The following is a 12,979-nucleotide window of genomic DNA, read 5'->3' as shown; positions in this document are numbered from 1 at the left end:
ATGTCTGTGCGTGACGTGCCGAGCCGCCAGCTGCCGCTGGACCTGCCACCGGTGGAGAACCGTGGCCGCGCCGATTTCCTCGTCGGCCCGGCCAACGAGCCGGCGCTGGCGCTGATCGACGCCTGGCCGGACTGGCCGGCGCGGGCGGTGGCGATCACCGGCCCGGCGGGATCGGGCAAATCGCATCTCGCCGCGCTGTTCGCCGAGGCAAGCGGCGCCCGCCTCATGCCGGCGGCGGCGCTGACCCGCGAGACGGTGCCCGAGGCGCTGGCGGCCGGGGCTTTGGTGCTGGAGGACCTCGGCGAGGGGGTGCTCGACGAGGCGGCGCTGTTCCACCTGCTCAATCTCGTGGGCGAGGAACGCGCGCATCTGCTCGTCACCTCCCGCCAGCTGCCGGCGGTGCTGGCCGAGACCGTGGCGACGCGCGACCTTGGCTCGCGCCTGAGGGCGATGCCGGCGGTGCGGCTCGGCGCGCCGGACGACGCGCTGCTCGCCGCGTTGGCGGTGAAGCTGTTCGCCGACCGCCAAATCACCCCCGACGAGGCGCTGATCGGCTATCTGATGGCGCGGGTGGAGCGCTCCTACGCCGCCATCGGCGAATTGATCGCCGAACTCGACCGCGAGGCGCTGGCGCGCAAGCGGCCGCTGACCCGTGCACTGGCCGCCAAATTACTGCGGACGCGCGCCAATGCGGGCCTGGACGAAGCGGAATATGACGACGACGAGGACGGCCCAGGGGCCGACGAAGGGGATTGACCCAAGGTGAAGCGTTCTATGTCATCCAACCGTCACGATGCCCAGCGACCTTCCGCGCCGAAAAGGCGGGTGCGTCGCGTCGCCAAGCGCGTGGAAGAGACAGGGCCGGCAGCGGTAATGGAGACCGAGGTGAACATAAGCGAAGCGAGCCTGCCCACACCGGTGGTCGCCAAGCTGCGGCTGGACGAGGAACTGATGGCCTCGCCCGAGCGCTTCATCAATCGCGAGCTCTCCTGGCTGCAGTTCAACCGCCGCGTGCTGGAGGAGGCCTCCAACCGCGCGCATCCGATCCTGGAGCAACTGCGCTTCCTGTCGATCTCGGCGAATAATCTCGACGAGTTCTTCATGGTGCGCGTCGCCGGCCTGAAGGAGCAACTGCGCGAGGGCTTCACCGCCAAGAGCCCGGACGGGCTCTCCCCCGCCGAGCAGCTGCCGCTGATCGCCGCGGCCGTCGCCGAGCTCGGCCATGACCAGCAGGGGCGCTGGCGCGAGCTGCGCGGCGAGCTGGTCGATGCCGGCATCGTGCTGGTCGACGGCGCCGAGGTGCAGAAGGCCGACCGCGCGGTGCTGGACGACTTCTTCCTCAGCCGCGTCTTCCCGGTGCTGACCCCGCTGGCCATCGACCCGGCGCATCCCTTCCCGTTCATTCCCAATCTCGGCTTCTCGCTGGCGCTGCAGCTGGCGCGCATCCATGACGGGCGGCAGATGAACGCGCTGATCCGCGTGCCGGCCAAGATCGACCGCTTCATCCGCCTGCCGGACGGCGAGGGCGGGGCGGCGCGCTTCATCACGCTGGAACAGATGATCGGCCTGTTCATCGGCCGCCTGTTCCCCGGCTACCAGGTGAAGGGCCATGGCAGCTTCCGCGTCATCCGCGACAGCGACCTCGAAGTCGAGGAAGAGGCCGAGGACCTGATGCGCCAGTTCGAGACGGCGCTGAAGCGCCGCCGCCTCGGCCAGGTGATCCGCATGGAGGTCGACGCCACCATGCCGGAGGAACTGCGCAACTTCGTCGCCCGCGAGCTCGGCGTCGCCGAGGACGAGATCTTCCTGGTCGACGGCGTGCTGGCACTCAACGAGTTCAGCCAGCTGGTCGGCATCGACCGGCCGGACCTCAAGTTCAAGCCGTACAACCCGCGCTTCCCCGAGCGCATCCGCGACCATGCCGGCGACTGCTTCGCGGCGATCCGCGAGAAGGATCTCGTGGTCCATCATCCCTTCGAGTCCTTCGACGTGGTGGTGCAGTTCCTGCGGCAGGCGGCGCGCGATCCGAACGTGGTCGCCATCAAGCAGACGCTGTACCGCACCTCCTCCGACAGCCCGATCGTGAAAGCGCTCGCCGAGGCCGCCGAGGCCGGCAAGTCGGTGACCGCGCTGGTCGAACTGAAGGCGCGCTTCGACGAGGAAGCCAATATACGCTGGGCCCGCGACCTGGAGCGCGCCGGCGTGCAGGTGGTGTTCGGCTTCCTGGAGCTGAAGACCCACGCGAAGCTGTCGCTCGTCGTGCGGCGCGAGGGCGGCGCGCTGACCAGCTACTGCCATGTCGGCACGGGCAACTACCACCCGATCACCGCGCGCATCTATACCGACCTGTCCTTCTTCACCGCCGACCCGGTGATCGGCCGCGACGTGGCGCGGATCTTCAACTTCATCACCGGCTATGCCGAGCCGGCGGAGCTGGAGGCGATGGCGGTGGCGCCGCTGACGCTGAAGCAGCGCATCCTCGACCACATCGATGCCGAGATCGAATTCGCCAAGGCCGGCAAGCCGGCGACGATCTGGCTGAAGATGAACGCGCTGGTGGACCCCACGGTGATCGACGCGCTGTACCGCGCGAGCCAGGCCGGCGTTTCGGTCGATATCATCGTGCGCGGCATCTGCTGCCTGCGCCCCGGCGTGCCGGGCCTGTCCGACAATATCCGGGTGAAGTCGATCGTCGGTCGCTTCCTCGAACATCCGCGCATCTACTGCTTCGGCAACGGCCACGGCCTGCCGCATGCCGAGGCGGCGGTCTACATCTCCTCCGCCGACCTGATGCCGCGCAATCTCGACCGGCGGGTGGAATCGCTCTGCCCGATCACCAACCCGACGGTGCACATGCAGATCCTCGACCAGATCCTCGTTGCCAATTTCGAGGACAACCAGCAGAGCTGGCGCGTCTTGCCGGATGGCTCGTCGCAACGCATAGTCCCGGACGAAGGCGTCGAACCCTTCAACGCGCAGCAATATTTCATGACCAATCCGAGCTTGTCGGGCCGTGGCAAATCGCTCAAGGACTCCTCGCCGCGCAACCTCATCCGACGCCGAGGCCGTGCGTGACATCATGAGCGACATGATGCGCGGGGCGTCGAACGGCCTCGTTTCCGGCACGCCGGTGGCGGTCATCGACATCGGCTCCAACTCCGTCCGACTGGTGGTCTATGAGCGCCTGTCGCGCTCGCCGACGCCGATCTTCAACGAGAAGGCCTCCTGCGCGCTTGGCCGCGAAGTGGCGACCACCGGCCGGCTGAACGCCGACGCGGTGGCCAAGGCGCTCACCGCGCTCCGCCGCTTCCGCGTGCTGTGCGACCGCATGGGGGTGGGCACGCTGCGGGTGATCGCCACCGCCGCCGCCCGCGACGCCGAGAATGGGCCGGACTTCGTCGCCGCCTGCACCGAGATCTGCCGCACCGAGGTGGAGCTGCTCTCCGGCAAGCGCGAGGCGCAGCTCTCGGCGATGGGCATCATCTCCGGCGTGCACCATGCCAATGGCGTGGTCGGCGATCTCGGCGGCGGTTCGCTGGAACTCGCCGACGTGCACGGCCAGCATATCGGCTCCGGCGTGACCTTCCAGCTCGGCGGCCTCGCCTTGCAGGAGCGCTCCGAGAACTCGCTCAAGAAGGCCGACAAGATCGTCAAGGACGCGCTCGCCAAGGAGACGCGGCTGGAGCATCTGAAGGGCCGGACCTTCTACGCGGTGGGCGGCACCTGGCGCGCGGTGGCGCGGCTGCACATGTTCCAGCGCGGCTATCCGCTGCATGTGATGCATGGCTACGTCATCCCGGCCAAGGAGGCGCTGGAGTTCGTGCGCCTGCTGCGCCGCGTACCGATCGACACGCTTTCGCGCATCGAGACGGTGTCCGACGTACGCCGGCCGCTGCTCGCCTATGGCGCCGTGGTGCTGGAGCACATTCTTCGCATCGGCAAGCCGTCCAACGTCTACATCTCCGCCCAGGGCGTGCGCGAGGGCCTGCTGTTCGAGGCGCTCGACGCCGACGAGCGCAAGATCGACCCGCTGATCGCCGCCAGCGCCGAGGTCAACACGCTGCGTTCGCGCTCGCCGCAGCATGGCGACGAACTGATCGCCTGGACCGACCGCTTCATGGCCTCCAGCGGCATCGAGGAGAGCCATGAGGAGAAGCGGCTGCGCCACGCCGCCTGCCTGCTCGCCGACATGAGCTGGCGGGCGCATCCCGACTATCGCGGCGAGCAGAGCCTCAACCTGATCGCCAATGCCTCCTTCATCGGCCTCGACCATCCCGGCCGCGCCTTCCTGGCGCTGGCGATCTACTACCGGCACATGGGGCTGGTCGACGAGGACCTCTCGCCGCGCATCCGCGAACTGGTCTCGACGCGGCTGCTCGACCGGGCGCGCATCCTCGGCGCGGCGATGCGGGTGGGCTACATCATCTCCGCCGCCATGCCAGGCACGCTGCCGATCGCGCCGATGACGGTCGACAAGGGCAAGCTGGTGTTGCGCCTCGAAGGCGAACTCGCGCCGCTCGCCAGCGAGCGGATCATCAGCCGCCTGCGCACGCTGGCCCGGCTGATCGGTCGCGAGCCGGCGGTGGTGACGTAGGAAGACACGCGAGGGCGGCCGATGGGGTATGGCGACAAAGAGTTCGCCTATGCCCAGCCGGTTGCCGACACGCTGGCGGCGGATTCTGCCTTCAAGGCCTGGGTCTTGCGACGGACCCGGTTCGGGCATCTGGCCGAGGGGGCGCGGCTTCTCCACGAGGAGATGAGGGCGGCTCGTGGGGCTACCGCCACGACGTGGTGGAGATCCCATTTCACCGAAGCCTGCCGCTGTCCCGGATGTCGTGGCCAGGAGACCGACCTGCTCGCGGTTTTCGAGGACCTGCCGCGCGGTCGCTTCGCTGTCCATTTCGAGGTGAAGCCTCCCGCGGATCGTTTCCCGACCGACAAGGATCAGGCTGGAAACTATGCCTTGCGTGCCGCGTGCCGCGTGCTGGGCGCGCACGCCGCCCAAGGCCGTGCTGCCGCACATGACGGCGACCACCGTTCTGCTTTGCGGGTCGGGATGCCTCGGCAAATTCGCTCCGCATCTGCCGAAATTCGGGGCGGTGATCACCTTCGAGGATATGGTCGCCGCCTTCCCGCAATTGTCGTTGCCCGCCGGCTGACGCCGCAAGTGGCGGCGGCACGGTCGTTCCGGCCCGGCGGCCTTGCCTCCGGCGCGACGGCGCAAGGGGAACCTCGCGGCGATGGAGGCGCGACGACGTCCGGAGACCCATCCTTCGAGGCTCGCCGGGCTCGCCCCTCGGGATGAGGCCGTGCGGTCTGGACAGGAGGGGACAGAGGGATGTCGAGGGCGACGTGCCAGGAAGGGACGGGCGGAATGCCGTCCGTTTCCGGTGAGGCTCGGCTTTCCGCCTGAGCTCGGCGATCCCGAGATGTCCGGCCCTAGAACTGGCCTCGACGGAGGCGGCTGGCGGGACGATCAGAGAGGCGAGCCCCGCCGTTTTGTGGCGGCTCCGGGCTCAATCCGCCGCCGGCCGCTCCAGCGCGATGACCCGGCCGCGCTGCATGGCCAGCGCAAGGCGACCGTCCTTCAGCGCCAGAGCCTTCTCGCCGAACAGTTCGCGCCGCCAGCCATTGAGCGCCGGCACCGCCGGCTCGTGGTCGGCGGCGATGCGCTCGAGGTCGTCCACCGTGGCGATCACCTTGGCGGCGACGCCGTGCTGCTCGGAGGTCATGCGCAGCAGCACTTTCAGCAGCTCCACCGTCGCCGAGGCGCCGTTGGACAGCGGGCGCTCGCGCTCGATCTCGGGCAGGGTCTTGGGGTCGCGGGCGAGGCCGGCGCGCACGGCCTCCAGCAGTTGCTCGCCGGTGCGCGAGCGCTCGAAGCCCTTGGGGATGGAACGCAGGCCGGCGAGGCGCTCGGGCGTGGTCGGGTGCTGGGCGGCGATCTCGCCGAGCACCTCGTCCTTGATGATGCGGGAGCGGGGAATGTCGCGCGACTGCGCCTCGCGCTCGCGCCAGGCGGCGACCTCCATCAGCACGGCGAGGTCCTTCGGCTTGCGCACCCGCGAGCGCAGCCGCTCCCAGGCCCGCTCCGGCTCCTGCCGATAGGTGTCCGGCGAGATGAGCACCGCCATCTCCTCGGTCACCCATTCGCTGCGGCCGCGCTTGACGAGATCGGCGTCGAGCTTGCGGTAGACGTCGCGCAGATGGGTGACGTCGGCCTCGGCATAGGTGATCTGGGCGGCCGAGAGCGGCCGGCGCGACCAGTCGGTGAAGCGCAGCGACTTGTCGAGCACCGCGCCGGTGAGGCGCTGCACCAGCTGGTCGTAGGAAATGCTGTCGCCATGGCCGAGCACCATCGCCGCCACCTGGGTGTCGAACACCGGGTGCGGGATGATGCCGGCGAGATGCCACACGATCTCGATGTCCTGCCGGCCGGCATGGAACACCTTCAGCACCTGCTCGTTCGCCATCAGCTCGAACAGCGGCGCGAGATCGATGCCCTCGGCGATGGCGTCGACCACCACCGCCTCGTCAGTCGAGGCGAGCTGCACCACGCACAGCTTCGGCCAGAAGGTGCTTTCGCGCAGGAACTCGGTGTCGACGGTGACGAAGGGATGCCGGGAAAGGCGTTCGCACGCGGCGGCGAGGGAATCAGTGGTCGTGATCATGTCCATAGTGGCAATTTCATAGCCGATTAAGCGGATGGAAACGACCGGGAATCCGCCATGACCTAGCGAAAGCATTAACCATCGGGCGCTAGTGTCCGCCGGCATGAGCGCCCGGCGGATGGTCGCTCCCTCAACAGGAATAGACCATGACGAAGACGCTTCTTGCTCTTTCCTTCGCCGCCGCAGTCGTCGCCAGCGTGCCCGCCTCGGCGGCCGAACGCGTGGATGCCGGCGTGCTGGTGTGCAGCGTCGGCTCCTCGATCAGCATGATCGTGTCGTCGAAGCAGGAACTGAGCTGCACCTTCAAGCCGGTGAACGGGCCGGATGCCAACTATAAGGGCGTCATCAGCCGGGTCGGCCTCGATCTCGGCATCACCGGCGCGGGCATGATGACCTGGGGCGTCGCGGCGCTGACCAAGAGCGTGGCGCCGGGCGCGCTCGCCGGCAAATATGCCGGCGTCTCCGCCGACGTGGCGCTGGGCGTCGGCGTCGGAGCCAACGCGCTGGTCGGTACCGACAAGTCGATCGCCCTCAACCCGATTTCGGTCGAGGGTAATCTCGGCGCCTCGCTGGCGCTGGGCGTCGCCGAGATGACGCTGACCTACCTGCCGTGAGCGTGCCGGCGGCCCGGCCGCCAGCCTGCCGCGAGGCATATGCACGGCCGTGCAAGCGAGGAGCAAAGGCGTGATGTCGTTCGCCAACGGCTACCCGGCACTGTCGATCGCCCCCAATCTGCTGGTCGCGGCGCTGCTCGGCGCGGCGATCGGGCTGGAGCGGCAGTTCCGCCAGCGCTTCGTCGGGCTCACCACCCATGCGCTGGTGGCGCTCGGCGCGGCGGCCTTCACCTCGCTCGCGGTGCTGATCGGCGATGCCACCGATGTGCGCCTCGGCGGGCAGGTGGTGACCGGCATCGGCTTCCTCGGCGCCGGCCTCATCATGCGGGACGGGCTGAGCGTGCGCGGCCTGTCGAGCGCGGCGACCGTCTGGTCGACCGGGGCGGTGGGCGCGCTCGCCGGCTACGGCTTCGCCATCGAGGCGGCGGAAACCGCGGCGCTGGTGGTGTTCATCAATCTCGTCATGCCGCGGCTGAGCGTGGTGCTGGAGCGCCTGGCACCCGAACCGAAGGTCGAGCGCTACTACATCATCGAGCTGACCTGCACGGCGCCGGACGAGGCGGAGACCCGCACGCGGCTGCTCGCCGCCATCCAGAAGCAGGAGCTGCGCCTGCAGGCGCTGGAAAGCCATCTCATCGAGGGCAGCGGCGACGTCGAGGTCGAAGCGATGGTGTTCAGCAGCCGCGAGGAAGATGCGCGGGTGGAGCGGCTGGTCGGCGAGTTCAGCCGCTCGCCGCAGATCTCCGCCGCCAAATGGACCTCGACCGCACCGCCGGAGTAGGCAGAAGGCGCCGCCCGGTGCCTTGGACCGCGCCTTGGACATTGACAAACCGTGCGCCTGCATGCACCCCTCCGCCCGCCCATGGCGCCGGGGATCGGCGCCGCAGGGCGTTCTTGTTCGTCCGCCGATCCGGTTTGAGGTTACGCCATGCATCGCTATCGCTCGCACACCTGCGGGGCCCTTCGCGCCAGCGATGTCGGCGCCACTGCGCGGCTCTCCGGCTGGTGCCATCGCATCCGCGACCATGGCGGCGTGCTGTTCATCGACCTGCGCGACCATTACGGCCTGACGCAGGTGGTGGTCGATCCCGACAGCCCGGCCTTCAAGCTGGCCGAGACCGTGCGCGCCGAATGGGTGATCCGCGTCGACGGCCGGGTGCGCAACCGCCCCGAGGGCACCACCAATGCCGAGCTGCCAACCGGCGAGGTCGAGCTCTACGCCACCGAGATCGAGGTGCTCGGCCCGTCCGCCGAGCTGCCGCTGCCGGTGTTCGGCGACATCGACTATCCGGAGGAGACGCGGCTGCGCTACCGCTTCCTCGACCTGCGCCGCGAGAAGCTGCACAAGAACATCATGACGCGCGGCGCCATCATCGACGCCATGCGCACCCGCATGAAGGGGCAGGGCTTCTTCGAGTTCCAGACCCCGATCCTCACCGCCTCCTCGCCGGAGGGCGCGCGCGACTTCCTGGTGCCGAGCCGCATCCACCCCGGCACCTTCTACGCGCTGCCGCAGGCGCCGCAGCAATACAAGCAACTGATCATGATGAGCGGCTTCGACCGCTACTTCCAGATCGCCCCCTGCTTCCGCGACGAGGACCCGCGCGCCGACCGCCTGCCGGGCGAGTTCTACCAGCTCGACCTGGAGATGAGCTTCGTCGAGCAGGACGACGTGTTCGCGGCCGTCGAGCCGGTGATCACCGGCGTGTTCGAGCAGTTCGCCGAGGGCAAGCCGGTCACCAAGAGCTGGCCGCGCATCCCCTATGCGGTGTCGATGCGCAAATACGGCACCGACAAGCCGGACCTGCGTAACCCGCTGGAGATGCAGGAAGTGTCCGAGCATTTCCGCGGTTCGGGCTTCAAGGTGTTCGCGCGGATGCTCGAAGACCCGAAGAACGAGGTGTGGGCGATCCCCGGCCCGACCGGCGGCTCGCGCGCCTTCTGCGACCGCATGAATAGCTGGGCGCAGGGCGAGGGCCAGCCGGGGCTCGGCTACATCATGTGGCGCGAGGGTGGCGAAGGTGCCGGCCCGCTCGCCAACAATATCGGCCCAGAGCGCACCGCCGCGATCCGCGACCAGCTGGGGCTGAAGGATGGCGATGCCGCCTTCTTCGTCGCCGGCAACCCGGAGAAGTTCGTCAAGTTCGCCGGCGCCGCCCGCACCAAGGTGGGCGAGGAGCTGAAGCTGGTCGATTTCGACCGCTTCGAGCTGGCCTGGATCGTCGACTTCCCGTTCTACGAGTGGAGCGAGGAGGAGAAGAAGGTCGACTTCTCGCACAACCCGTTCTCCATGCCGCAGGGCGGGCTTGAGGCGCTGAAGAACCAGGACCCGCTGACCATCAAGGCGTTCCAGTACGACATCGCCTGCAACGGCTACGAGATCGCCTCCGGCGGCATCCGCAATCATCGCCCCGAGGCGATGGTGAAGGCGTTCGAACTCGCCGGCTATGACGAGGAGACGGTGAAGGAGCGCTTCGGCGGTATGTACCGCGCCTTCCAGTACGGCGCGCCGCCGCATGGCGGCATGGCGGCCGGCGTCGACCGCATCGTCATGCTGCTGTGCGGCGTATCGAACCTGCGCGAGATCTCCATCTTCCCGATGAACCAGCAGGCGCAGGACATCCTGATGGGCGCGCCCTCGGCGGCGACGCCGAAGCAGCTGCGCGAGCTGCACATCCGCGTCAACGCGCCGGAGAAGTGAGGCCGGGGCACGCGCCGCGCCGACGCGTGTAACCGCCCCCTTCGGAAGGCGGCCGTGGCGCCGCCTCCCGGATGCGGGGCGGGCTCTTGTGGTTCCTCGCGCGGCGTGCAGGCTGGTTGCCGCACGCTTCGTTTCGGAGCCGCCACAGGAGAGCGAGATGCGCCCTTCCTCCGTCTGCCGTGCCACACTGCTGGGATTCGCGGCGTTCGCGTCGTCGCCAGCCGCTCACGCGGATCAGGCCTGCTACGACAGGGCGCAGAGCCAGGCCGCGCTGACCGCCTGTTCGGTGGATGATCTGAAGCTCGTCGATGACCAGCTGAACAAGCGCTACAAGGACATGCAGGCGCGCCTGAAGGGCGACGATACGACCCGGAAGCTGCTTGTCGACGCCCAGAAGAAATGGGTCGCCTTTCGCGATGCCGAGTGCGCGCTGTCGACGGTTCGCACGGCGGGCGGCAGTATCAACCCGATGAATTTCAACATCTGCGCCACCGATCTGACGCAGAAGCGCGTCACCGACCTGCAGGCCTATCTGGCCTGCGGCCAGCAATCCGGCGACCAGACGGATGAGGATTGCGCCATTCCCGCCGCACCATGATCCGGTGCGCCGTGATCCGCTGCGCCGCCGTCGCCGCGTGCGGCTGTCGGATGGCCGACTTCCGACGGTCGCCATCGGCTCCGGCAGTCACTCTCCTCCGGCCGACGGCCGGCCCCGGACGATGTGACGGCACCGCCGGACCGGCCGTGCCGTCCGCCGCTGCTACGGATTGTCCACCACCTGGATATTGACCTGGTCGAGCAGGCTGGTCGGGTCGTTGCGCAGCGCCTCGACCGCGGTCAGCAGAGGCAACGTCGGCCCGCGCGGGGTGACGCGCAGCGACAGCGTGCCCATCGGCTTCTGCAGGAAGGCGACCAGGGCCTGCACGGCCGGATCGAGGTCCGGCCGATCGCCGACCACCGGGCCGAGCAGCATTTCCGCGAAGCCGGCGAACAGCTGGCGCAGCATTTCCGGCGGCACGCCCTGCTCGCGCGCCGCCTCGGCGAGCTTCTGGTCGTAGATGCCGGAATCGGTCAGCGTCAGCTGGACCATGTCGACATTCGCCGTCATCGCCGCGCCGAGCGCCGCCGTCGGGTCCGGCGAGAAGGCGGCGGGCTCGACATTGCCCAGCCGGGCCTTGCCGTGCAGCGCGAAGGAATCCGACATCTCGGCATAGACCGGCTCGACGACGACCGCCTTGTCGCCGGGATTCCAGCGGGCGGCGAGGTCGACCGACAGGCTGGCGCGCGACACGCCGTCCGGCACCAGCAGCGCCACCGGACTGCCCGGCGGCAGGCCGGCGGTGGGGCCGGAGCCGCGCAGCTTGAAGGCAAGGCGGGTCGGCACCGCGCCCTCGGCGGCGTCCCAGGACAGCGACAGCGTGTCGAGCCGCACCGGCTCGCCCTTGTCGACGACCGACGCCTCGAGGCCGGCGAGCTCGACGCTGCCGAACATGCCGATGAGCGCCATCAGCTGTGCCGGCTCCCGCATCCGTGCCGGGGAGGTCGCCACCTCTGCGGCGAAGCGCAGCGTGTTGCCCGGATGGAGGCCGCCCAGTGCCAGCCGGTCGAGGCGGAAGCTGGCGCCGTCCGTCTCCTTGCCGGTCAGTCCTTCGATGGCGATGAGGTCGAGCCGCCCGCCGTCCAGCTTGCCGAGGGCGATGCTTTTGACGGTGACGGTAGGGCCGTCTTTCTCCTTGGCCTCCAGTCCTTCGAAGCTGGCGCCGCCGATGCGCAGCGCGTCATAGGCGCCGGCGATGCCGACGAGCAGATCGGCGACTTCCTGCGGCGCCGGCTCGCGACCCTGCGCCGCCACCTCGCTGACGCGGCGGCCGATGGTGAGCAGGTCTTCCGCCGGCACCCCAGAGGGTTGCAGCGCGACGTCGTTCACCTTCATCGCCGCCCATGTCTCAGCGGTGCCATTCTCGGCACGGAAGCCGTATTTCTCGGCGCGAATGCTGCCATAGACGGTGCGGAACTCGGTCTCCTTGCGGCGGCGCTCCGGGTCGAGCAGCACCAGCAGCGGCACAATGTCGATATTTTCCGCCACCACCGGTCCCATCTCGCCCTGCGCCGCCACCGCCGGGGTGCCGCCGACCTGGAAGGTGGTCGATTCCACCCCGAGGCGGGCGATCTTGCCGGCCTCGAAACGCTCGAGCGTCAGCGGGCCATAGGTGACGTCGGTCTCCACCCGCGTCGGTCCCTCGCCGGTGACGGTGGAGGTGCTGGAGGCGGGAATGTCGATGCGGCCGATATGAGTCGCCTCGACGATGGCGAGGACCAGCGGCCAGGGCTGCTGGCCGGCGGTGGCGACCTGCGCCGGCCCGACCACATCGGTGAGCGAGATCAGCGGCGCGGCGAATCGGCCGGTGACGTCGGGAGCCAGCGGCAGCGGGCCGTCGGCCTCCAACTCGCGGATCTCCACCTCGCGGACGGAGACCCGGTCGGCGGCCGGCTGGTCCAGCCCGCGGGCGGTGAGGGCGGCGATTCGCACCTTGCCCTGGCCGGGCGCTTCGACCGCCAGATCCTTGACGTCGAGGCGGCGCTCGAAGACGTCGAAATCGACCGCTCCATGGCTGGCGGTGATGCCGTCGGCGGCCAGCGCGGCCACGAGCGTGTCGATCTGCCGCCGCGCCGCGTAGTCGGCATAGAAGATCAGCCCGAAATAGCCGGCGCCGACCGCCAGTAGGAGCGCCGCGAGGGCGATGAGAAACGTCTTGCGCATGAGGCGGTGACCCGAAAGCGATTTTCCGTGGCAGACCCGTGCCCGCCCCGGTGCAGGTCAAACCATAACCAACCGTCGGAAGGCCAGCATTACAAATTCGGAAAGTCGTTGTACCGCCGCCCGGAATGCCTATTCTCCGCCCAGAATTTCCGGGTAGGGAACTGTTTCCATGGCGTCTTACATTTCCGACGACCTGCGCTCGGGCGCGCTGGTCTATCACCGGCTTCCGCGT

The 12,979-nt window shown here is 68.9% G+C and carries 10 protein-coding genes; 8 read left to right on the top strand and 2 right to left on the bottom strand.

Features of this window, described 5'->3' with window-relative positions; genetic code table 11:
* From LGR54_RS11475 to LGR54_RS11460, 4 genes are all read left to right on the top strand, one after another.
* Positions 1-756, top strand: a complete 756-nt coding sequence (locus LGR54_RS11475) for a chromosomal replication initiator DnaA (RefSeq protein WP_230362106.1) — start codon at positions 1-3, stop codon at positions 754-756.
* Positions 757-873: 117 nt separating this feature from the next.
* Positions 874-3,075, top strand: a complete 2,202-nt coding sequence (locus LGR54_RS11470; protein ID WP_230362485.1) for an RNA degradosome polyphosphate kinase — start codon at positions 874-876, stop codon at positions 3,073-3,075.
* 4 nt (positions 3,076-3,079) lie between these two features.
* Positions 3,080-4,594, top strand: a complete 1,515-nt coding sequence (ppx, locus tag LGR54_RS11465; RefSeq protein WP_230362105.1) for an exopolyphosphatase — start codon at positions 3,080-3,082, stop codon at positions 4,592-4,594.
* A 373-nt stretch (positions 4,595-4,967) separates the two neighbouring features.
* Positions 4,968-5,159, top strand: a complete 192-nt coding sequence (locus tag LGR54_RS11460; RefSeq protein ID WP_230362104.1) for a hypothetical protein — start codon at positions 4,968-4,970, stop codon at positions 5,157-5,159.
* 357 nt (positions 5,160-5,516) lie between these two features.
* Here the strand turns inward: LGR54_RS11460 and rnd are convergent, their stop codons facing one another.
* The gene (gene rnd, locus LGR54_RS11455; RefSeq protein ID WP_230362103.1) at positions 5,517-6,677 is read right to left on the bottom strand and encodes a ribonuclease D; all 1,161 of its coding nucleotides are present in this window, start codon (positions 6,675-6,677) and stop codon (positions 5,517-5,519) included.
* A 140-nt stretch (positions 6,678-6,817) separates the two neighbouring features.
* On the opposite strand from rnd, the gene LGR54_RS11450 reads away from it, so the two are divergent.
* The 4 genes from LGR54_RS11450 to LGR54_RS11435 all read left to right on the top strand — a co-directional run bounded on the left by LGR54_RS11450 (position 6,818) and on the right by LGR54_RS11435 (position 10,584).
* Positions 6,818-7,285 (top strand): DUF992 domain-containing protein, encoded by a 468-nt coding sequence (locus LGR54_RS11450; protein ID WP_230362102.1) that lies wholly within the window; start codon positions 6,818-6,820, stop codon positions 7,283-7,285.
* A 73-nt stretch (positions 7,286-7,358) separates the two neighbouring features.
* The gene (locus tag LGR54_RS11445) at positions 7,359-8,066 is read left to right on the top strand and encodes an MgtC/SapB family protein (RefSeq protein ID WP_230362101.1); all 708 of its coding nucleotides are present in this window, start codon (positions 7,359-7,361) and stop codon (positions 8,064-8,066) included.
* 147 nt (positions 8,067-8,213) lie between these two features.
* Positions 8,214-9,986, top strand: coding sequence for an aspartate--tRNA ligase (aspS, locus tag LGR54_RS11440; protein WP_230362100.1), 1,773 nt, complete (start codon positions 8,214-8,216; stop codon positions 9,984-9,986).
* A gap of 157 nt (positions 9,987-10,143) precedes the next feature.
* Complete coding sequence (locus LGR54_RS11435) at positions 10,144-10,584, top strand: lysozyme inhibitor LprI family protein (RefSeq protein WP_230362099.1); 441 nt, start codon at positions 10,144-10,146, stop codon at positions 10,582-10,584.
* Positions 10,585-10,746: 162 nt separating this feature from the next.
* On the opposite strand, the gene LGR54_RS11430 is transcribed toward LGR54_RS11435, so the two are convergent.
* Positions 10,747-12,747, bottom strand: a complete 2,001-nt coding sequence (locus LGR54_RS11430; protein ID WP_230362098.1) for a hypothetical protein — start codon at positions 12,745-12,747, stop codon at positions 10,747-10,749.
* Positions 12,748-12,979 lie beyond the last annotated feature (232 nt).

This window comes from Ancylobacter sp. Lp-2 (assembly GCF_020523795.1).
Taxonomy (GTDB): domain Bacteria; phylum Pseudomonadota; class Alphaproteobacteria; order Rhizobiales; family Xanthobacteraceae; genus Ancylobacter.
The sequence above is the reverse complement of the archived record's forward strand: the minus strand, read 5'-3'. Positions and strand labels throughout refer to the sequence as shown.